At 37.4% G+C, this 20,503-nt stretch carries 21 protein-coding genes and 1 pseudogene; 16 read left to right on the forward strand and 6 right to left on the reverse strand.

Annotation, left to right across the window (positions count from 1 at the left end; all coding sequences use genetic code 11):
* Positions 1-316 precede the first annotated feature (316 nt).
* From JQC92_RS01695 to JQC92_RS01725, 7 genes and pseudogenes are all read left to right on the forward strand, one after another.
* The gene (locus JQC92_RS01695) at positions 317-523 is read left to right on the forward strand and encodes a helix-turn-helix transcriptional regulator (protein WP_204998020.1); all 207 of its coding nucleotides are present in this window, start codon (positions 317-319) and stop codon (positions 521-523) included.
* Between the two features lie 10 nt (positions 524-533).
* The gene (locus JQC92_RS01700) at positions 534-3,197 is read left to right on the forward strand and encodes a toprim domain-containing protein (protein WP_204998021.1); all 2,664 of its coding nucleotides are present in this window, start codon (positions 534-536) and stop codon (positions 3,195-3,197) included.
* A 114-nt stretch (positions 3,198-3,311) separates the two neighbouring features.
* Positions 3,312-5,051 carry a hypothetical protein gene (locus JQC92_RS01705; RefSeq protein WP_204998022.1) on the forward strand — a complete coding sequence of 580 codons (1,740 nt, stop codon included), beginning with the start codon at positions 3,312-3,314 and terminating at the stop codon, positions 5,049-5,051.
* Positions 5,052-5,194: 143 nt separating this feature from the next.
* Entirely contained in the window at positions 5,195-5,407 is a 213-nt protein-coding gene (locus JQC92_RS01710) for a hypothetical protein (RefSeq protein ID WP_204998023.1), read from the forward strand.
* 103 nt (positions 5,408-5,510) lie between these two features.
* On the forward strand, positions 5,511-5,762 hold the full coding sequence (locus tag JQC92_RS01715; RefSeq protein WP_204998024.1) for a type II toxin-antitoxin system Phd/YefM family antitoxin: 252 nt from the start codon (positions 5,511-5,513) through the stop codon (positions 5,760-5,762).
* Positions 5,752-6,039 carry a type II toxin-antitoxin system RelE family toxin gene (locus JQC92_RS01720; protein WP_204998025.1) on the forward strand — a complete coding sequence of 96 codons (288 nt, stop codon included), beginning with the start codon at positions 5,752-5,754 and terminating at the stop codon, positions 6,037-6,039. The genes JQC92_RS01715 and JQC92_RS01720 overlap by 11 nt, the downstream gene beginning before the upstream one ends.
* A 138-nt stretch (positions 6,040-6,177) precedes the next feature.
* Positions 6,178-6,375, forward strand: a pseudogene (locus JQC92_RS01725) (ABC-F family ATPase); the annotation flags it as partial.
* A gap of 166 nt (positions 6,376-6,541) precedes the next feature.
* On the opposite strand, the gene JQC92_RS01730 reads toward JQC92_RS01725, so the two are convergent.
* Both JQC92_RS01730 and JQC92_RS01735 read right to left on the reverse strand, forming a co-directional pair.
* Positions 6,542-7,360 carry a mechanosensitive ion channel domain-containing protein gene (locus JQC92_RS01730; RefSeq protein WP_204998026.1) on the reverse strand — a complete coding sequence of 273 codons (819 nt, stop codon included), beginning with the start codon at positions 7,358-7,360 and terminating at the stop codon, positions 6,542-6,544.
* A gap of 65 nt (positions 7,361-7,425) precedes the next feature.
* Positions 7,426-7,968 (reverse strand): patatin-like phospholipase family protein, encoded by a 543-nt coding sequence (locus JQC92_RS01735; protein ID WP_204998027.1) that lies wholly within the window; start codon positions 7,966-7,968, stop codon positions 7,426-7,428.
* 264 nt (positions 7,969-8,232) lie between these two features.
* On the opposite strand from JQC92_RS01735, the gene JQC92_RS01740 reads away from it, so the two are divergent.
* The 6 genes from JQC92_RS01740 (at position 8,233) to JQC92_RS01765 (ending at position 11,831) form a co-directional block, all read left to right on the forward strand.
* A complete protein-coding gene (locus JQC92_RS01740) occupies positions 8,233-8,616 on the forward strand; it encodes a GFA family protein (protein ID WP_204998028.1) in 384 nt (127 codons plus the stop codon).
* A 70-nt stretch (positions 8,617-8,686) separates the two neighbouring features.
* Positions 8,687-9,055 carry a VOC family protein gene (locus JQC92_RS01745; RefSeq protein WP_204998029.1) on the forward strand — a complete coding sequence of 123 codons (369 nt, stop codon included), beginning with the start codon at positions 8,687-8,689 and terminating at the stop codon, positions 9,053-9,055.
* A gap of 102 nt (positions 9,056-9,157) precedes the next feature.
* Positions 9,158-9,841, forward strand: coding sequence for a hypothetical protein (locus JQC92_RS01750; protein ID WP_204998030.1), 684 nt, complete (start codon positions 9,158-9,160; stop codon positions 9,839-9,841).
* A 37-nt stretch (positions 9,842-9,878) separates the two neighbouring features.
* Entirely contained in the window at positions 9,879-10,472 is a 594-nt protein-coding gene (locus tag JQC92_RS01755) for an HAD family hydrolase (RefSeq protein ID WP_204998031.1), read from the forward strand.
* Between the two features lie 78 nt (positions 10,473-10,550).
* Positions 10,551-11,201: a class I SAM-dependent methyltransferase gene (locus JQC92_RS01760; RefSeq protein ID WP_204998032.1), complete on the forward strand. Its 651-nt coding sequence runs from the start codon at positions 10,551-10,553 to the stop codon at positions 11,199-11,201.
* Between the two features lie 108 nt (positions 11,202-11,309).
* Complete coding sequence (locus JQC92_RS01765; protein ID WP_204998033.1) at positions 11,310-11,831, forward strand: GNAT family N-acetyltransferase; 522 nt, start codon at positions 11,310-11,312, stop codon at positions 11,829-11,831.
* Here JQC92_RS01765 and gltS read toward each other — a convergent pair.
* Positions 11,810-13,003: a sodium/glutamate symporter gene (gene gltS, locus JQC92_RS01770; RefSeq protein WP_204998034.1), complete on the reverse strand. Its 1,194-nt coding sequence runs from the start codon at positions 13,001-13,003 to the stop codon at positions 11,810-11,812. The two genes, JQC92_RS01765 and gltS, sit on opposite strands and share 22 nt — an antisense overlap.
* A gap of 39 nt (positions 13,004-13,042) precedes the next feature.
* On the reverse strand, positions 13,043-13,942 hold the full coding sequence (locus JQC92_RS01775) for a TIGR01777 family oxidoreductase (protein ID WP_204998035.1): 900 nt from the start codon (positions 13,940-13,942) through the stop codon (positions 13,043-13,045).
* A gap of 135 nt (positions 13,943-14,077) precedes the next feature.
* Between JQC92_RS01775 and JQC92_RS01780 the strand changes: the two genes are divergently transcribed.
* The 3 genes from JQC92_RS01780 (at position 14,078) to JQC92_RS01790 (ending at position 18,692) form a co-directional block, all read left to right on the forward strand.
* Positions 14,078-15,148 carry an AI-2E family transporter gene (locus JQC92_RS01780; protein WP_204998036.1) on the forward strand — a complete coding sequence of 357 codons (1,071 nt, stop codon included), beginning with the start codon at positions 14,078-14,080 and terminating at the stop codon, positions 15,146-15,148.
* 205 nt (positions 15,149-15,353) lie between these two features.
* Positions 15,354-16,274 carry a class I SAM-dependent methyltransferase gene (locus tag JQC92_RS01785; RefSeq protein WP_204998037.1) on the forward strand — a complete coding sequence of 307 codons (921 nt, stop codon included), beginning with the start codon at positions 15,354-15,356 and terminating at the stop codon, positions 16,272-16,274.
* 1,029 nt (positions 16,275-17,303) lie between these two features.
* Entirely contained in the window at positions 17,304-18,692 is a 1,389-nt protein-coding gene (locus JQC92_RS01790; protein ID WP_204998038.1) for a hypothetical protein, read from the forward strand.
* Between the two features lie 45 nt (positions 18,693-18,737).
* Here the strand turns inward: JQC92_RS01790 and JQC92_RS23115 are convergent, their stop codons facing one another.
* Together JQC92_RS23115 and pyk are read right to left on the reverse strand one after the other, a co-directional pair.
* Positions 18,738-18,875, reverse strand: coding sequence for a type II secretion system protein (locus JQC92_RS23115; RefSeq protein ID WP_204998039.1), 138 nt, complete (start codon positions 18,873-18,875; stop codon positions 18,738-18,740).
* Between the two features lie 79 nt (positions 18,876-18,954).
* Complete coding sequence (gene pyk, locus JQC92_RS01800; protein ID WP_204998040.1) at positions 18,955-20,394, reverse strand: pyruvate kinase; 1,440 nt, start codon at positions 20,392-20,394, stop codon at positions 18,955-18,957.
* Positions 20,395-20,503: the final 109 nt, after the last annotated feature.

A 20,503-nucleotide genomic window follows, 5' to 3' on the forward strand; every position in this document is an offset into this window, starting at 1 on the left:
CACTGTAATCAGGAGGAAGAGCAAGTCAACTTTGATAGAAACTTGAAAAACTTTGTTGTACTTGCTTTAAGAAAAGCCTGTTATCTCTAAACATCTCACCTTGTTAGCAATAAATCCAATCAATCATTAAACAAGTTTAATCAATATTAATTTGATTGATTTGTTATTTGTCGGCATAAACAGAAATAAATACAACATATTTTGTATATTTGTATTTGTTTGCATCGTTTTACATTTTTAATCGGCGTAAACACAGAGCTGTCATGGACATAATTACAGGGACGAACTCTTATGGTTTTTAAAGTTGGAGTGCGTTATGAAAACTGGAACTAAGCTTGAACAAACTTGGTATACCCAACGTGAACTTTCTGAATACTTAGGAATTTGTGAATCCACCCTGTGGCGTTGGCGTAAAGATAAGCGTTTTCCTCAGCCTCATATGAGAGTTAGACGCAACGGTAAATTGCGTGGTGGGCGTTATCATATCAAAATGGTTGAGGCTTTTATGCGCCACAAACTGTAGGGCTTGCATTATGCGCTCCCAACTACAGCAAGAAATTCTTAGGCGTTTGTTATCAGACTTTGATTTCAAAAAACAAAATTCTGATTTTTTACAACAAGGTATTTGCCCTAATTGTTCAGAGCGTGAACTCTATACCAGCAAACAAAACCCTTGGATTATCCGTTGTGGACGCTTAAATAAGTGCGCCTATGAAGCTCATATCAAAGAACTCTATACTGATTTGTTTTCTTGTTGGAGTGATAGATTCAAAACTGAGATCGTTCAAACAACTGGACAGGTGATTAACCCAAACGCTGCTGCAGAAGCATATATGGAGTTAGCCAGAGGGTTTGATAATTCGAAACTAAAATCTTGGTATCAACAAGGTGCTTATTATTGCAATGACAAAAAAATTGGTACAGCTACAGTTAAGTTTGTTTTGAGTAATGGCAGCACATGGGAGCGGTTCATTGATAAACCTGAACGCTTTGGCAACATGAAAGCTTATTTTTCAGGTAAATACCAAGGCCATTGGTGGCAACCTCCTGATTTTAGTGTGGATAAATCACATGGTGAGTTGTGGCTTACAGAAGGCATTTTTGATGCGATAGCATTACTCCAAGTCGGAATAAACGCAGTCAGTGTGATGAGTTGCAACAATTTTCCATACAAAGAATTATCTATGTTAGTTGAGCGTGCTAAGTCTAAGCCTGCACTTATTTTTGCGTTCGATAGAGGTAAAGCAGGTGAGTCATTTGCCAAAAAGTTCGTTAATAAAGCTCGTGCCCTTGGTTGGAAGGCTAGTGCTGCACTGCCTCCTGAACAAAGTCTTAAACTTGACTGGAATGATTTACTCCAGAGGAACCGTTTAACCAGAGAGCACATAAAAGAATACCGTTATTATGGTCAACTATTGCTTGCTAAGACTGCAATAGAAAAAGGGGCGCTTGTTTATCAAAAAACGGCTCAGTTGTCTTTCCCGTTTGAATTTGAGCAGGTTATATATTGGTTTGCTCTTGATATAAAGAAGTTAGAAAAAGAGATTGGTGCTGACGTTGGTGGTGGAAATGATCACCTGCAGCAGGTGAGAACAATTGCTGAGGCAAGCAATGTTCAAGAGTTGATGAAGTGTCATCCTCAACCGTTATACTTCCAAGAAAATAAGCTGACCAATGAAAGCTGGTACTACTTAAAAATAGACTTTCCTCACAACAATTCAGCGGTTAAAAATACCTTTACAGGTAAACAATTAGGCTCAGCTTCTGAGTTCAAAAATCGTTTGCTTTCTGTTGCACCGGGCGCAATTTTTGAAGGTAAAACCTATCAGCTCAATCGATTTCTTGCGCCTAAAATTTTCAACATTAAACGTGTTAATACCATTGACTATGTAGGGTATGTCAAGGAGCAGCAATGTTATGTATTCAATAAAGTAGCGGTAACAAATGGCAGCATATATCACTTAAATGATGAAGATTTTTTCGATATTGAAAAACTCAGTATTAAGACTATTCAAAGGTTGGAGTTAACAATGGAAATTGATGAAAAACAATATGACCAGCAGTGGCTGGAATATCTTTGGCAAGCTTTTGGTGAAAAAGGCATTGTGGCACTAGCGTTCTGGTTTGGTAGTTTATTTGTACAGCAAATACGTGATAAACAAAAAAGTTACCCGTTTTTAGAAATTGTTGGTGAACCGGGAACGGGTAAGTCTACGTTACTAGAGTTTTTGTGGAAGCTATTTGGACGGCGAGATTATGAAGGCTTTGATCCCAGCAAATCGACATTAAGCGGTCGAACTCGAAATTTTGCTCAGTTGAGCAATTTACCTGTGGTATTAATTGAGGGAGATCGGGGCGATGGCAAAGATGCTAAACAGAAACGGTTTGATTGGGATGAATTAAAAACGGCTTACAATGGCAGAAGTATTAGAACGAAAGGGCTAAAAAATGCGGGTAACGATACCTGTGAACCACCGTTTCGCGGCAGCATTGTGATAGCTCAAAATGCTGATGTACAAGCTTCAGATGCAATTTTACAGCGGATTGTTCACCTCAAAACGGATAGAAAGCACCACAATGCGCAATCAAAGTCAGCAGCGGATTGGCTTGGCAAAGTGCCTACTGAACAAGTCAGTGGCTTTATGGTGAAATCGTTATTAAAAGAGCAATGTATTGTAGAAACTATTCTTAATCGAACTAAAGTTTATGAGCAACAACTTGCCGATGAGGCTGATGTTTGTCATATCCGTGTGATATTAAATCACGCCCAAATTTGTTCTTTAGTGGATGCTTTGTCAATTGTCGCATCTTTATCAGATGAACAAAGAACATTAACTAAGCAGCACATTTTTTCGATGGCTAAAGAACGTCAGCAAGCCATCAATTCTGATCATCCTTATGTTCAAGAATTTTGGGACGTTTACGATTTTATCGAAAGTGAAGGAATACATACCTTAAATCATGCGAGAGATTCAAATTTAATCGCCATTAATTTTAATCATTTTATCGAACTGGCAACTGAACGTAAGCAAAGAGTGCCACCACTTCTTGAATTAAAACGATTATTAAAGGCTGGTGTTACGCATAAGTTCTTAGGACAAAAATCAGTAAATAGTGCGGTAAATGCTGAATACAACAAAAATTCGATGACAAATCATAAGCCTTTGTCAGTTAAGTGTTGGGTGTTTGCTAAATAACTTTTTATTATGCTAGCTGTATGTATAGAGCGGTAGAGCAGAATAACTAAATTCATTGATTAATCCATTGGAGTCAGTAAAGTACTGTCATCAACTCCACACTGCAATTTCCAAATGAAGTTAATTGACTCATTGATCATGGCTAATGCTGATAGCCTTAAAGTTCGTTATAAAAAATATTTCTCAAAAAGTCCTTCTATGACCCGTAAAGCTGATATTGCTGTAGAGCTAGAAAAAGGGTTAATGGCACCAATGGTTTTAAAAAACTATTGGGAGAATATGCCAGAGCTTGAAAAGATCCTTATACAGGAAGTCATATACAACTTTCAGGGCATGATTGATGCAATACGTTTTAAGGCAAAATATGGCGCATTTCCCGGTAAGCCTCCAAGCAAGTCATTATACGGTTATGAAAAAGAAATTAATGCCTATCAGGTGTTTTTCTACCCACAAGAGCGATATGGGCAGAGCTTAATTCACCAAACTTTGATTGAACAATTAAAGCAGTTTGTTCCTGCACCCAAAGCAGAAAAAATAGCGACTGTCGATTTTTCAGAGCCATTAGAAGAACATTATACAATGCATAATCGAGAGCAGAGTGCTTTCTCTGATCTCAATACGATGCTGACATCACTGAATAATAAAGAGCTTAAAGTCAGTGACAAGACTGGAGTACCTACCGCTGGTGCTTTAAAAAAACTGTCTGCTAAATTGTCAGAATACTACTCTGCTTCGGATCTGGATGAAGTAAAAGGAGAGGAACATATTCTTGCATATGGCTGGATAAGATTACTTGCTAATAGTCGCTTTGCCAAAGCTCAAGCCTCGTTAATTCCTTCAAAACAACAAGCGAAATCCACAGCGGAAACGATAAAATCAATTTGGGATGATTGGTGTTATAAAAGTAAAGATGAAGAATTTAATCGAATTGATGTAATCAAAGGTCAAAAAGGCAAAGCGAAAAGATATTTTTCTGATGCTGTAGATCGTCGACTCAACGTGATTGAAGCTTTACTTGAATGTGAAGTAAATCAGTGGGTTTCATTTGATGAATTTTCCAGATTTATTTTGGCGACTGGCAGAGATATTCAAGTTACCGATGCGCCAGAGCATTTATATATTTACGATGCGCATTATGGCGGTTTGTATAATGGTGGCTGGGATATTATCGAAGAAAGTTACTTAAAGTGTTTACTTGTCGAATATATGGCAACACTGGGGGTAATCGATGTAGTCATGTACGATTTATCTCAAATATCAGACAGCAATGATGATTATTGGGGAACGGTTGATTTGGACTGCTTGCATCGTTATCAAGGTCTAAGGTATTTCAAACTGACAGAGCTTGGTGCTTATGTACTTGGTAAAATGCCATCTTATGACGGCAGTAATATTCCACAGAGTAAAACTTCATTAACCGTTAAAAGAAGGGGAAAGATCACTTGTAATAGTGCACTTGAGCCTTGGGAAGTTCAATTTTTATCTCTTTATGCCAAGCAAATTGATGATGATGTTTGGCAGCTAGAGCGGAAAAATATCGTGCAAGCATTGCAAGCTGGTAGTGATATAAAAGAGCTGACAGAGTTTTTGCTAGAACGAGAGTCACAACCTTTTTTACCTGAAGATTGTGAACAATTATTTCAACAGCTCGCAAAAAACATCGATGGTGTAAAACTTCAGTCAGAAGCCATTATTTTTAAGTGTAAAAATAAAGAGATCTTTGAATTGATAACTAAAGACAAAGCGCTTTCGAAGTTATGTCAGCCATTTGAAGCTTTACAGCTCATTATTCCTAAAAACAAAGAGTCGACCTTTAAATCAAAATTGAATGAGATTGGAGTAGGGTATTTGTGATCTAATCACTTGATTGACTTGGCTGTTGCGAGTAATGCTGAGTTTATCATAACTCAAAATACCAAAGCTCCTCTCTCTGGGGATTTGAAGTTCAATTTTAAGGTGAGAACACCTGAAGAATTTTTGAAAGAGGTTGTTTAAATATGGCAACAATTACATACCGTACGACAGATGAGAAACGTGACAAGCTCTCAGCCCTAGCATCAGAGCAAAACTTAAGTGTTAATAAAGTAATCGATGAACTTGTGACGATAGCCTTGGCAGAAAGAGATGCATTTTTACGCTTCAGCCTAAGAGCTCAAAAAGGCGATGCTGAGCAAGCTCTAAATATTTTAAGATCTAAAGCGATAGATTAGGTTCTGCTGTATTAAAATTTCATGAATCAAATATTTTTCAGTTGTCCTTATGTATTAAAGTGCTAAAATAAGGTCTAAATTTAGCCCTCATTTTGGTGCGTATATGAGACAAGTATTAGCTGACTGTTCCGCAAGTATTTCTGAATTGAAAAAAAATCCAACTGCTTTATTAAATGAAGCAGATGGTTCAGCAATTGCTATTTTGAATCACAATAAACCTGCAGCTTACTTAGTTCCAGCAGAGACGTATGAGTTTTTGATGGATATGTTAGATGATTACGAGTTATCAAAGCTCGTTGATGAACGTAGAGTTGATCTTTCTGACGCTGTGGAAGTCAATATTGATGACTTATAAATTAAAGTTTTTACCTGCAGCACAAAAAGAATGGAATAAACTTGCGGTACCCATTCAAAGCCAGTTTAAGAAAAAACTTAAAGAGCGCCTAGAAAACCCACATGTGCCATCTTCTAAATTAAAAGGTTACGAATCAGTTTATAAAATTAAACTGAGAACTGCAGGGTACAGGCTTGCTTACGAAGTCATTGATGAAGATATCATCGTTTACGTGTTAGCAGTTGGAAAGCGTGACAAAGAAGCTGTATATAAAAAATTGGCATCACGATTGGTTTGATCATTTTCTCTAAAATAAGCCTGATTATTTGCTAGACATTTTCGACTTGTGTACCTATATGTGTACCTAATATTTTAAAAAATTAAACTCAACAACATAAGTTGTTGAGTTTAAATGATAATTTTAAAATGGGTTTCATATCACATGGATATGGAGTCGATTGAATCACTGAACAATGCGCTTGAGATGTATGAAGGTACATTGCTGTTTGTGTGTCATGACCGTGCATTCGTTTCATCACTCGCCAACCGAGTTTTGGAAATGACGTCAAAAGGTGTAACTGACTTTAAAGGTTCTTATGATGAGTTCCTTACCAGTAAAGGTATTGAAGGCTAATTAGTTGTTCTTTGAGTGTGTTCTCCAATCGGACACACTCTTCTTTTAATTTCTTATTTCATTCTTTCCACCAACAATTATCCCATATCACTCCCAGCAATTTTTCAAAGGCTGCACTGTTAAACGTTTTGATATGTCGTTCTACTAAGTCTTTCAGATTGAATTACTAACTCTCTTTTTTTAAATTAACATCCATTTGTGGGAATGGAATACTGATTTCTGCTTTATCAAATTCTAGCTTTATCGTTTCAAGTAATTCATAGCGAACATTCCAGTAATCGTCTGCATTAACCCAAGGTCTGACAACAAAATTTATACTTGAATCAGCAAGTTCTGATACTGCCACTTTGAATTCAGGCTCCTGTAAAATTCTATTATCAGCATTGATGATTTGAATGAGTAAGTCTTTAGCTTCAAGTAAGTCACTGTCATAGCTAATCCCAATCACTAAATCAACTCTTCGAGTGACTTCTTTTGAGTAGTTCACGATAGGAGAGCCCCAAATTTGTGAGTTGGGGATAAGCACAATCTTATTATCAGGAGTATTGAGCTCTGTATAAAACAATTCAATTTTTCTGATGGTGCCAGCTTTACCTGCAGCCTCAATGTAGTGACCAGCTTTAAAAGGGCGTAATACCGAGATTAAAACGCCAGAAGCTAAATTTGATAAAGAGCTTTTAAGTGCTAACGCAATGGCTAAACCAGAGGCACCGATTACTGTAATAAAAGTCGATGTTTGCACGCCCAAGTTAGACAGAGCGCTAATAAAACTTAAAACGATGATACCTGCGAAAACAATGTCAGCTAAAAAAATACTGATAGCGGCATCTATTTTCTTTTTTTCATTGTATTTAATGACTTTTTTCTTAAGATATTTAGCCAGTTTGTATCCTACAAATAAAATAATAAAAGCAATAAGAATTTTTGCGGATAAATCCCAAAGGGTCTCTGAATTGGCATCTAGCCATGTTAGTAGCGTTTCCATGTTTACCTCAGTAAGTTGTTTCTTTGTCGAAACTATCAATGACCATTATTACAAGACAATTAAATTTATGAGATCTCGTAATCATGAACTTCTTCTTTTACACCGCATAAGTCTAGGATTCTTTTCTGTGTATTTTGAGTCACTATCACACCTTCATCTATCGCTTCTTGTGCGTGGCCGAAGTCTAACATACCAATGTCGTTGACTCTGGGCGATAGCAAAATATCAGGTGGATCGTCAGCCATGCGGCTATGCGTGATTCGGTCCTGCATGATATTAATTGAAGCGGTAATGACATCCAGTAACCCAGGATGCTCATCTTTGTTTTTAGTTAAACTGGGTGTCAGCCAATTTTTTACAATTTCAATTTTTCCGAGGTCGCGCTTTTCATCTTTATCAGCCGTTTTTTGTTCTGGAGTTTCAAAGAGTGCATGGCGCCCTACAAGTTGTGTATTTAAATCGACAGCAATGACGACATCGGCACCAAAAGCTCGGCAGAGCGATACAGGTGCAGGGTTCACGAGACCTCCATCTAGCAACCATCGGCCTTCATGAAGTACAGGATTAAATAAGCTAGGGAATGTACACGAAGCTCTTATTGCTTCCAAAACTGAGCCCTTTTTAAGTCACACTACTTGCCCTGTGCCAAACTCTGTCGCCACGGCACCATAATGACAAGGTAAATCTTCAATGGCAGAGCAAATGCCAGCTTTCATTATTTTTCCGTGGTTACAGCAAACATAACCCTAAGGTATCACAACAACCTCACTATTTTAAGGTAAGGTGATAACAGTGATTTTTGAAAATGAGTACTTTACATTTCTTTATATTTTATTAAGTTAAAGCATCATTTGGATATAAAGTGTAAGTAAATGGAATTCAAACATACTCATACTGCACTCTGCCATTGTGGCGAAGTTAACTTGTCGCTTTACTTACCCAATGGTTTAGAAGAGCTTCGCCGATGCAACTGTTCTATGTGCAGCAGAAGAGGGGCGATTGTTGCTTCTGTTCCACTGGCTAATTTAAAAATCACAGCAGGCGATGAGTACTTCACCTTGTATCATTTCAATACTCATACAGCTCAGCTCTTTTTTGCTCTATCTAAATGTGGTTTTTATACGCACCATCAACGCCGACCTAATCCTCATTTGTTTGGTATTAATGTAGCTTGCATTAAGGGCGTTAATCCATATGAGTTAGGTGAAATACCTATTGTCGACGGTATCAATCACCCTAGAGATACAACTTCATAAACTTTATTGGGCGGGTGAAAACAGGTTGAATCCGCCATGGCTAGTAGAGCATAAGTATTAGGGAGCGATAATGATAAGTAATGTTTTACTGGGTACCGATGATTTAGCCAAAGCAGAGCGTTTCTATAATGAATTATTGACCCACTTTGAGGCGCAATTGTGCCAAAGGACAGACCGAGCAATACTTTGGAAAGCCAAGGAATTTCCTGTAGGTATTGCGGTTTGCATTCCTCATAATGGAAAAGCCGCTTCGAGTGGTAACGGCAATATGATTGGATTAAAAGCTGACTCTCGAAGCATGGTCGATGAGATTTATGCAACTGCGTTAGCGTTAGGAGGCACTTGTGATGGAAAACCCAGCGAAAGAAAGCAAGGTGTGTATGCAGCGTATTTTCGTGATTTGGATAAGCACAAGTTTGGGGTTTTTTATTTAGGATAGATTTTAAATTTTTTGAACTCAAGCTGATAAAGTGCCTTATAACTCTAAGCAAAGTTTATCTATTTCAATAAAATAAAAGCTCATTACCTTTAGTGAGTCATTATGAAAACGCCTCAATCACAAAGCGAAGTTAATTATCAACAAAGAAGAGCAAAAGATTCTTTAATTGCAAAAGTCTCCATAAGCTTCATATGCTTATGTTGTGCATTGGCGGCATCATTTCTATTTTTCGATTTTGAACCCTTGTTTATCTCAAACAGAATTGCATTTTTCTCTAGTGGTCTTTTATTGTTTCCTTTCGTCTTTGCCTTGAACAACCTAGCTTACAGTATCTTTGGTAAACGATTCGGTGTAAGCGTCCTTATTAGATGTGGCATTTTGATTTTTTTAGGGCTCACAGTAAGTGGGTTTAGTTTTATCAACTCTTATGACGACCATAAATACATCGATAGGGAGTTGGTTTGGGGATTGATTATTATTACTCTAATAGTTGTGTCCATTGCCGTATTTATCAATTTTAAATTGTTCGCTCTTATGAAGGGAAAGGTCGCTGGTTTTTGCAGTTATTTTCTTTCTTGTTTTGTGGCCGAATGTTTCGTCAGCTTTGTTTGTATCCCATTGATGATGTACATAATAAAATTGAATTCCAGTGAATTACTTTCTATTGCGGTCATTATGTTTTACAAAGTTTTTGCTAGCATTGTCATTTGTTTTGTCGTAAATAAAATCTCTACTTCAATTCGGGAAAAAACTTCAAGTATTTACATTTTCTATGACTTTATTTAGCTTGTATTTCAAATGAAAAAACCGTTGCGATACAAGAATGAATTTAGCTCTATTTGATTTCGATGGCACCATAACCACAGCTGATACGTTTACTGAGTTTATTAAACAAACTACCCCTAAAAGGCGAAAAATTATTGGGAAGTTAGCTTTGGCTCCCATAATAGTAGGGTATAAACTCGGTCTCATCCCTGCACATAAAGCTCGACCAAAAGTCGCTCATTTTGTATTTAAAGGTCGAAACGAAACAGAGGTGTTTGAAGAAGGAAAAAGGTTTGCTGATCATTATATTTCGACAGTACTTCGCCAAGAAGCTATAGAGCGAATCCAATGGCACAAAGACAACGCTGATAGGATAGTTGTCGTTTCAGCGTCCATTAACCCCTACCTAACTCACTGGTGTGAGCAACACGATTTAGAATTATTATGTTCAAAACTTGAAGTAAAAAACGGAATCTTAACAGGTAATTACTTCGGTGCGGATTGCAGTCGTCATGAAAAGGTCAATAGAATTAATGCGCTGCTCAATGTAAGCGACTTCAATACGATATACGCTTATGGTGATACAGACGAAGACAATGAGATGTTGGCTATTGCTGATGAAAAATTTTTTCAATGGCGCAAAATTAACTGAAAATTTTAGACATTCTTGATCAGGTACATCATTGATATTGTTAAGTGATTTCCAATTTATATGCTATACATATAATGTATGGCTGCTCTCAGATTGCGCTACCAAACCCTTGAGTTTAATAACACAGATATTCATCTGTGTACTTTACGTGATAGAAATCAATTTCATGATCCAGATGGAGAAGCTGATAAACTCGGCATTTCTTCAGCTTCATGGCCTCTTTTTGGCATTGTTTGGCCTTCAAGTATCGTATTGGCTGATTTTATGCAAGATTACGAAATAAAAAATAAACGGATTTTGGAAATAGGTTGTGGAATAGGGCTTACCAGCCTTTTATTAAATAAGCGTAAAGCAGATATAACCGCTTCAGATTATCATCCAGCCGTTTCGGAGTTTTTAGATCGTAATATCAAACTTAATGGCTTGAATACTCTCAAGTATTATCGAGCAGACTGGACGGACAATCATCATGAATTCGGTAAGTTCGACGTGATCATTGGCAGTGATGTACTCTACGATGAATTTTCAATTGAAGCATTAGCTCAATTTATTAATAAGCATACTGAAGCCAACAGTGAAGTTATTCTTGTTGATCCGAGAAGAGGGCACAAAGGTAAGTTAATCAAGCATATGCATAATCATGGTTTTGATTGTACTTCAGAGGATTTTCATTCTGATGATGCTTCTTTTGAGTCCGTTAGAGGTCACTTGTTAAAGTTTAAACGTTAATATAACTCTAAATATGGGTATATATCATCAACCACTCTCGATATACTTCATTAACCTATTTAATTCATTTTCATCACCTGTGCTCTTAAAGCAACCTAAAAGGCCAACATGATTATTGCAGAATCAAAAAGACTGGAGTTGAGAGAGTTTTCAAAAAATGATGTTAATGGCTTCTTTGAATTAAATAATGATCCTATTGTTCTGAAATACACTGGTGATAGCCCGTTTAGCGACAAGTTCGAAGTAATGCGATTTATTGATAATTACCAACACTATGATGAAAATGGGTTTGGTCGCTGGTCTGTATATTTAAAAGAAAACGATCAATATATCGGTTTTTGTGGTCTTAGGAAGTGTCACATAACAGAAGACGTGGATATCGGCTTTAGGATTAAACGAGCATTCTGGGGGCAGGGTTATGCGTCAGAAGCTGCAGATTTGTGTTTACGATTAGGGTTTAAGAGGTTTGCTTTAAACGATATCGTTGCAAGAGCTATGGAAGATAATCAAGCATCCCATGCTTTAATAAAAAAACTTGGGATGACTTTTGAATCTTGTTACCAAGAAAGCGGAAACAAGTGGCTTAAATACAGTATTAATCAACAACACTATCTAAAAAAGTGTAAGTAGCCTTCAATGACAAAAAGATTAATAAGATCGTTAAAAAAAGCACCTGCAATAGGAATAACTAAGAATGCTTTTTTTGATATGCCATGATGAGAAACGACAGAGTTCATAATGGTTACCGCGGTAGGTGTAGAGCCTAAACCAAAGCCGCACTGTCCGCCTAAAATAACAGCGGCATCGTAATCTGACCCCATGACTTTAAATGTTATCCAGTAAGCAAAAATGGCCATTATTACTGTTTGGACTGCTAAAATAATCAACAGTGGCAGAGCAAGATTAAAAACTTTCCACAGTTGAAGGTTAACTAAAGCCATTGACAGAAATAGAGATAAACTGATTTCTGCGACGAAATCCATTGAGTGTTCAGAGAATCGATATTTGGGTTTCAGTTCCAAAAGGCTGGTAATGATTATGCCGCTAAATAAAGCAAAAACAAACTTAGGTAAATTCAACCAGTCAATATCTAATGCTTCAACAGCATCTTTTAAGTAAGTTGCGCTGATAACACACAAGAAGAGTAAGAATACTGAATAAAGTGTACTTGTTGGGCTTACTTCGTTTTTGGATGTTTCAATATCATCTTCTAGCTCCAAATCTTTGGGTTGGAGATTAAAGCTGGATATTCTTTTATGAGCAAGAGGACCACCAATGAGTCCTCCTGCAACTAAACCAAAAGTAGCCGCAGCTAACCCCAATTCTAACGTATCGATACCATATCGATCTTGAAATACATCAGCCCAAGCTACTGCTGTACCATGACCACCAGATAGCGTGATTGAACCTGCCACCAAACCGTATATTGGATCGAGGTTAAGTAATTTGGCTAAACCTACTCCCACACCATCTTGCAAAATAAGAAATACAGTCGTTAAGAGCAGAAATAGACCGATACTTTTTCCGCCAGATAATATTTTGTGAAAATTAGCATTAAGTCCTACAGAAGCAAAAAACATCAACATAAATGTCTCTTGTAATGGAACATCCATACTGATATTGAAATTAAAAAAATGAAGAATAGTGATGATACTTGCAGCGACAATACCACCTGTAATTGCCGAGGGAATATTGTATTTATCTAAAAATGAGACTTTGGAGTTTAATGTTTGACCGACAATCAAGCAAAGTAAAACGACAGCAAAAGAGTAAATTGGATTTACGACAAAATTATGTGGCATAAAGTCCCCATTATTGATCCTCGCTAAAATTGTATTACTTTAGCGGGAGCCTGTAATTTGTTTGAAGGCTCTATCAATGGTTGGGTAGTTAAACTCAAACCCAGTATCAATGAGCCTTTGTGGTATTACAAATTGTCCTTCAGTGAGTAACTTGCTCATCTCTCCCATAGCAAGGTTTAACACAAGGCTCGGCATCGGTAAGATTGCCGGTCGTTTTAGGTGTTTCGCTAGCGCCTTGCTGAAAGCAAGATTGCTGACAGGGTTTGGGGCTGTAGCATTAAAACATCCCTTAAACGTTGACTCTGAGATTAAGTACTGAATAACCCTGATTAAATCACGAAGGTGTATCCAACTCATACCTTGTTTGCCACTAGCAATTGGTCCCCCCAAGCCGAGCTTAAACGGAGGTAGCATTTTTGATAGGGCCCCCCCGTTTGCATCCAATACAATTCCAATTCGAATGATACAAACTCGGGTTGATTCAGACTGTGATAAAAGGGCTAACCTTTCCCACTCTTGGCATAACTGATGAGTGAATTCATTATTAGGCCGAGCAGATTCGTCTACCGGAGACGAAGATTGAGTGCCGTAATATCCTATTGCAGAAGCGCTAATAAAACAAGCTGGTGGCTTTTCACTTTTGGAAATCAATTGACTTAGCTTTGATGTTATCTCCCATCTGCTTTGACAAAGTTGTTGTTTTTGTTGCTCCGTCCAACGTTTGCCTAAGATCGGTTCTCCAGCAAGATTAATGACTACGTCGAAGTGATCGAGATGATTAAATTCATCGAGTGTGTTAATGATTCTTGGTATTTCGCCCAAAACGTCAATCGCTTTTTTAGTATCTCTACTCAAAACTGTAATTTTATGCTGAGTACTTAACAGAGGGACGAGTTGTCGTCCTATAAAGCCAGTGCCACCGGTGATGAGTATTTTCATTGCTTTAATCCTACAATAATTTAAAGCCAAAAGTAAATTCCTTATTTTTTAAGCAAATTATAGTTGGCTTTTTATTTTGCATACTGAAAAAGAGCAAGATAAGATCATCAAGCAAATTAATTCAGGGAAGTGTCTATGCCACGGTTTGATCAAAATACTACTGCAGTTAAGAGTTTTATCATTCTTGCATGTTTAGTTATTGTGCTTGCAGGAATAAAAGCTGCAAGTTCGATTGTTGTACCTTTTGTGTTATCAATTTTTATTGCAGTTATCTGTAATCCTGCAATTAAATTGATGTCAAGATATCGGGTTCCAAAATGGCTCTCTGTTATCGTGCTGGTTGTGTTTATTGTCATGATGGGAATGTGGCTTACAAGCATTGTCGGAAGTTCAGTTAATGAATTTTCAGATCAATTACCTCAATACCGAGAGCAGCTTGTTCAGCAATTTACCTGGGTAATAGATAGACTTCAAAGTTTTAATATTCAAATATCCAAGCAACAAGTACTTAACTACTTTGATCCTGGAGTAGCATTGTCGATGACAACAAATATGCTCTCAGGTGTTGGGAATGTTATGGCGAATGTGTTTTTAATCATATTGACTGTCGTCTTTATGCTATTTGAAGCTGATTCATTCCCCACAAAGTTGCACTTTGCTCTTGATGATCCTGAAATGCGCATCAAACAGATTGATCGCTTTTTACAGTCAGTGAATCAATATATGGTGATTAAGACCTTAGTGAGTTTGGCAACGGGTCTGGTCGTGGGTATCGGCCTTTCAATCATTGGCGTGGATTACGCATTATTGTGGGGTGTAGTTGCATTTCTATTTAATTATATACCTAACATTGGGTCTATTATCGCCGCCATTCCTGCGGTTTCGTTGGCATTAATTCAACTTGGCCCAACAGCGGCTGGTGGTACTGCAGCGCTTTATTTGGCGACCAATATGGTCATGGGTAACATCATCGAACCTAGATTTATGGGGAAAGGACTTGGTTTATCGACTTTAGTCGTCTTCTTATCTTTAATTTTTTGGGGTTGGTTGTTGGGCTCTGTTGGTATGTTGTTATCGGTTCCTTTGACAATGATCGTCAAAATAGGCCTTGAATCGAGCGAAAGCGGTAATTGGCTTGCTTATTTATTGGCTGATGATGTTGATGATAAAGTGACAACTGAAGTAGTAGAAGATAAATCGGAATAACAAAATGTTTTGCCGATGACTGGAGTTGGGCATTGCTTCAATAGTCGAGCATTGCGCAAAGCGTAACATAATGCTCTTTAGCGGCTAGATGTACTTGTTTTTTGAGCACAATAGAGTAATGAGCATGAGTAACAAAAAACGTTAGAATATTTACTGGCAGCTACCTATAATGCCTGCATTTTTTCGCAATTAGACTTTTCCTAAAATGCAGGCTTTTCTCAATGTTGTTTCTGGTATGGGGTTAACCCAAGATGCCATTAGACTTTTCCATGGTCGTGGCGGCGCTTATCCACAATGTGAACATTTATGTTTGGACTGGTTTTCTCCTGTCCTACTTCTTACGAGTTTTAAAACGCTAACAGATGAAGATTTAAATATTGCTGTTTCTGCAATAAAAGATAGGTGGCAAACACTCAGTAATGAACCATTAAATCTTGTATTTCAATATCGCTCCGGTTTGGGAACAAAGACTGAAGTTATTGAAGGTGAAGTTCCAGAAAAGCATATGGTTACTGAGCATGGCGCTCAATATCTTATTCATCTGCTTAAAGGGCAGAACCACGGTTTATTCCTTGATATGTCGAACGGTAGAAACTGGGTAAAACAAAATGCCCAAGGCAAGAAAGTATTAAATCTGTTTGCTTATACCTGTGGTTTTTCCGTGGTCGCATTATTGGGTCACGCTGAAAAAGTGGTCAACATTGACATGAGCAAAGGAGCATTATCAATCGGTAAGCAAAACCACCATTTAAATGGTCTAGAGGGGAATGCAAGCTTCCTTGGACACGATATTTTTAAATCGTGGGGTAAACTGAAAAAGAATGGACCTTACGATATGATCATTGCTGATCCTCCAAGTAATCAAAAAGGCTCATTTATCGCAACAAAAGATTATTCTCGATTATTGAAGAGATTACCGGAATTGATGACAAATAATTGTGAGTTACTGTTATGTTTGAACGCTCCTGAATTAGATGAAAGTTACTTAAAAGAGCAAGTAAATGAAATGGTCCCTCAGCTCGAATTTATCGCTCGTTTAGACAATCCAGATGCATTCATTGATGTCGATAGCGATAGAGCTTTGAAAGTACTTCATTACAAAAATTCTGAAAGACTTTCTGTTTGAGTTACATCTTTAAGGCTGAAACCTTTGTTTGCTTGATTGGTTTGAAATTCAAAACAAACATTTCTGAAAGTTTTATGTAACTATCGAGGGCTTTTTTGGTAACATGCATCCCGCACGATACGGTGCAATAAGGTTATGTTTCTATCAAGACAATTCATTTTGAAGAAGACATACCTCTGTTACCCTACAAAACTGTTACCAAAAAAGTTGGAGTTAGTTATGGACCTACATGATTATGAAAGTGCTTATTATCAAGTTAAAGATGACGTAATTGACTCTCTACCAATTGAAGTTGATGATGAAGTAGCTTTTGACTAGCCTTTTTAGCGATATGTTTGAAAAATAAAAAGAACAATCGAAAAAACATAAAAAAAACCACCGACTTTCTTCGGTGGTTTTTTTATGTCTATTGTTTTTGTGGGTAGGGATGATAAACATGAGTATAGAGTATTTGTTCAATCGCTTTTAAAGTTCATAGAATTTATTTTCTATATAAATTATCAATATAAATATATAAAAAAGTTATCTCATTTTGATTAATTATTCTAAATTTAATAAGTTTAGTTAATTCAATGTGATGCGTATAATATTTCTTTGACCTCTGATTAATGGAGTTTTTGCTTTATTTATATATCTTTCTGGTCTAATTTCTTTTACGTTTAAAACTATTATTGTGCATGTATAAATGTGAGCTTAGTCAGAAGGTTGAGAGGGAAAGTGTGTTATTTATAATAGGCTTTAACTAAATTTATTTTATATCAGCTTCGAGGTTAATATATTTATATTTTATAAATCTAGAGAAAAATGAATTAAAAGTGCCAATAAATCGGTCGTTATAAATAAATAAAAGTTCCTTATCAAGGATTCTAGTAAAGTTGAGTTTATGACAAGGTTAAATTGTGATTAGTTATTGAATAATCATCCAATAAATTAGATTTTTGTTGAAATATTGATTTATTAAAATAATTCGCATTGTAGTGTTGTTTCGATTGATGAGGTATCAATATCAATCGCATGGGGAGTAAGCGCATGAAAAGAGTCAAAATTAGTAAAAGAAAAATCAGACATTTTGCCGATAAAGTATTTGGCAAAACGAGTAATACGGCGATTGGTATTCAGCAGCAAGAAATTGAAGATGCCCGTCTTGGGGTAGTTTATTTTTTAGGCAATTTGGAGGTCGAGAAAGCCGCATCCTTCAATACTGATTTATTTGGAACCTTTGTCAGTGGCGTTACTCCCTTAAGTGATATTAAAGATGGCTGTCAGTACCTTCTTAACTTTACCCAAGCAGGAAGAAAGCTTAAAAGTGGGATCGGCGCTAAAGCCGAATTATTTAAAGAATCTAAGGTCGGCAAAGCAGTCTCATCAGGCCTTGGAAAGGTAAGCGAGCAAATTGATAAGTTTAAACAAATGATTGCCGAGTTTTTTCAGAAGATGCTTGATAAAATTCGACTTACCTACGGAGACGCACTGCACGGACTTGAGTGGGTTACTGAAATGGGGACTTGGCTAGTTTCAGAATTTGCAGGGTCATTGGCGGATGTTGTTCCTGGTCTCGGCTATGTGAATAATTTTGTCGATCTTTATGACGGTCTTCGTGGTGGTATTCTGAAATCAAAAGAATTTATTGAGCAATTATGGTCCGGTCATGGCGTTGAATTACTGGGTGGCCATCCTTCTGTTATTGCTAAAGCGCTTTCTAGACATTCAGGCATTGGTGCAGCAAAAGCGGTGGGTGGCTTAGCAATTACCACCACTACAATTGGTTTGAAAGCGGTGGGAGATGCGACTTCTGGAACTGGGACAATTATCGGGCTTGTTACAGGTATTTTGACTCGAATTGCCAGTATGATTGATTACATTATTCAGCGTTCGAGATTAGGCAAAGTACTGAAGAAAGCTAAAGAGGCATGGTTGAACCGAACCAGCCCAGGCAGTTTAGTGCAAGATCATAAACAATTTTCAGAATGGTTTCAGACATCAGTGATCACAACGCCGATTATCGCATCATTAGCTGTTGGTTCTGGTTTTGTTGCTCATCCATATCGTTTTGCTAAATTATTGGTTGCTGAAGATCAGGCTATCAGTGATTCGGAATTCACCAAGTGTATGAAGCACATTAAAGTGTTGCAGAAAGTCGCTGCCAATCACATCTCAGAATACAAAGATAGCTACGGTGTTGAGTTTAAAAGTGATCAGCCTGTAATAACTGGGCGTCTAGCACAACTTGATGCAGGAGCAAGTCGAGGGTTTATTGAACATGAAGAGATTCATACGACAATGAGCTATGACGAACATAAGCAACTCATTGCAGATAATCCAACTGCAACTCATGATGCAGCTGATCAATTTATACACGAACAAGAAAACTTACAGGATATTTATGTACAAAGTGTTCAGCATTTGTACACAGTCTAAAAAGCTAGCCTAAAACAATAGAGGTACGAACTGAACATCGTATCTTTATTGATTATAAATGACCTCAGAAATATTTTTTATGTGGCGTTTTGAGTATAAGCTTAAGACAGGTAAGTTAAATAAAGCTCCGGTTAGCACAATAACTGCAATTAATTCGATGAGAGTGAAACCGTTTTTATTCATCGTTGATTACTAATCTTAAATTCAGGCATAGAAAAAGTGCAGGTATTGAATACCCACACCTTTTATAAAGGGATGGCTACTAAGCTACAACAAGTACTTTACAAGTATTCGTGCCGCCTACTGTTTCCATTGCATCACCTTTAGTCATAAGCACCATATCACCTGAGTTTAGGTAACCTGTTGCTTTAAGCTCTTCGACAGCATTTTTAGCTAGTTGATCAGCTGCATATTTGGTTGAGTCGAACTCAATTGGCATTACGCCACGGTAAAGTGCCATTTTTGCAAGAGATGGTTGATGACGAGATAAACCGAAAATAGGCAGTGCAGAACTAATGCGAGACATAAGCTTAGCTGTTTCACCTGACTCAGTTAGTGCAATAATCGCTTTTATGCCCTTCAAATGGTTCGCAGCGTACATTGTAGAAAGTGCTATTGTTTCTTCAATGGTTGTGAACTCTTGATCTAAACGGTGTTTAGAAGCACGAATGCTAGGATGTTCTTCAGCACCTACACAGACATTACCCATTGCAATAACAGTTTCTTCAGGGAAGTCTCCAGCAGCAGTTTCTGCAGAAAGCATTACAGCGTCAGTGCCATCTAAAACAGCGTTTGCAACGTCCATAACTTCAGCACGAGTAGGCATTGGGCTTGTGATCATCGTTTCCATCATTTGAGTTGCAGTAATAACTACTTTATTCAATTGACGAGAACGAAGGATAAGTTTCTTTTGAACCGCTACAAGTGCAGCATCACCAATTTCAACACCTAAGTCACCACGAGCAACCATAACAACATCAGATGCTTTAATGACATCATCCATTGCTTCATCTGTAGCAACAGCTTCAGCGCGTTCAACTTTTGCCACGATCATTGGTTCGTGACCAGCTTCTTTCGCTAAGCTACGAGCATAATCAAGATCAGCACCAGTACGCGGGAAAGAAACGGCTAAGTAATCAACTTTGATTGCAGCTGCGGTAATAATGTCAGCTTTATCTTTATCAGTAAGTGCAGCAGCAGAAAGACCACCACCTTGTTTGTTAATGCCTTTGTTGTTTGAAAGAGGACCAGCAACTGTCACTGTAGTGTGAACTTTACGGCCTTCAACTTTTTCAACACGCAGCTGAACACGACCATCATCAAGCATTAAAATATCGCCGATGCTTACATCTTCAGGAAGTTGCTTGTAGTCGATACCAACTTGGTTTTCGTCGCCAAGACCTTTTTCAAGTTCAGCATCTAAGATAAATGATTTACCTAAGTCTAATTGAACCTTCTTATTGTCTTTAAATGTAGATACACGGATTTTTGGGCCTTGTAAATCACCTAATATAGCAACTTGCTTACCTAATTCTTTCGCGATACTTCTTACTTGGTTAGCACGTTCTAAGTGATCTTCTGGCGAGCCGTGAGAAAAGTTTAAACGGACAACATTAGCGCCTTTGTTAATGATTTTGCGAAGGTTATCATCGCGATCAGTCGCTGGGCCAAGAGTAGTAACGATCTTAGTTCTGCGGAACATGGGATACTCCGATTTGTATTTATTTATGAATTCTTAAACTAAAGCTAGTTTACCAAAGAAAAAAACAATATGTAGGAAAGTTACACCAAAATGAGATGTAAGAAACAGT

It is taken from the genome of Parashewanella hymeniacidonis (genome assembly GCF_016900895.1).
Classification (GTDB): Bacteria; Pseudomonadota; Gammaproteobacteria; order Enterobacterales; family Shewanellaceae; genus Parashewanella; species Parashewanella hymeniacidonis.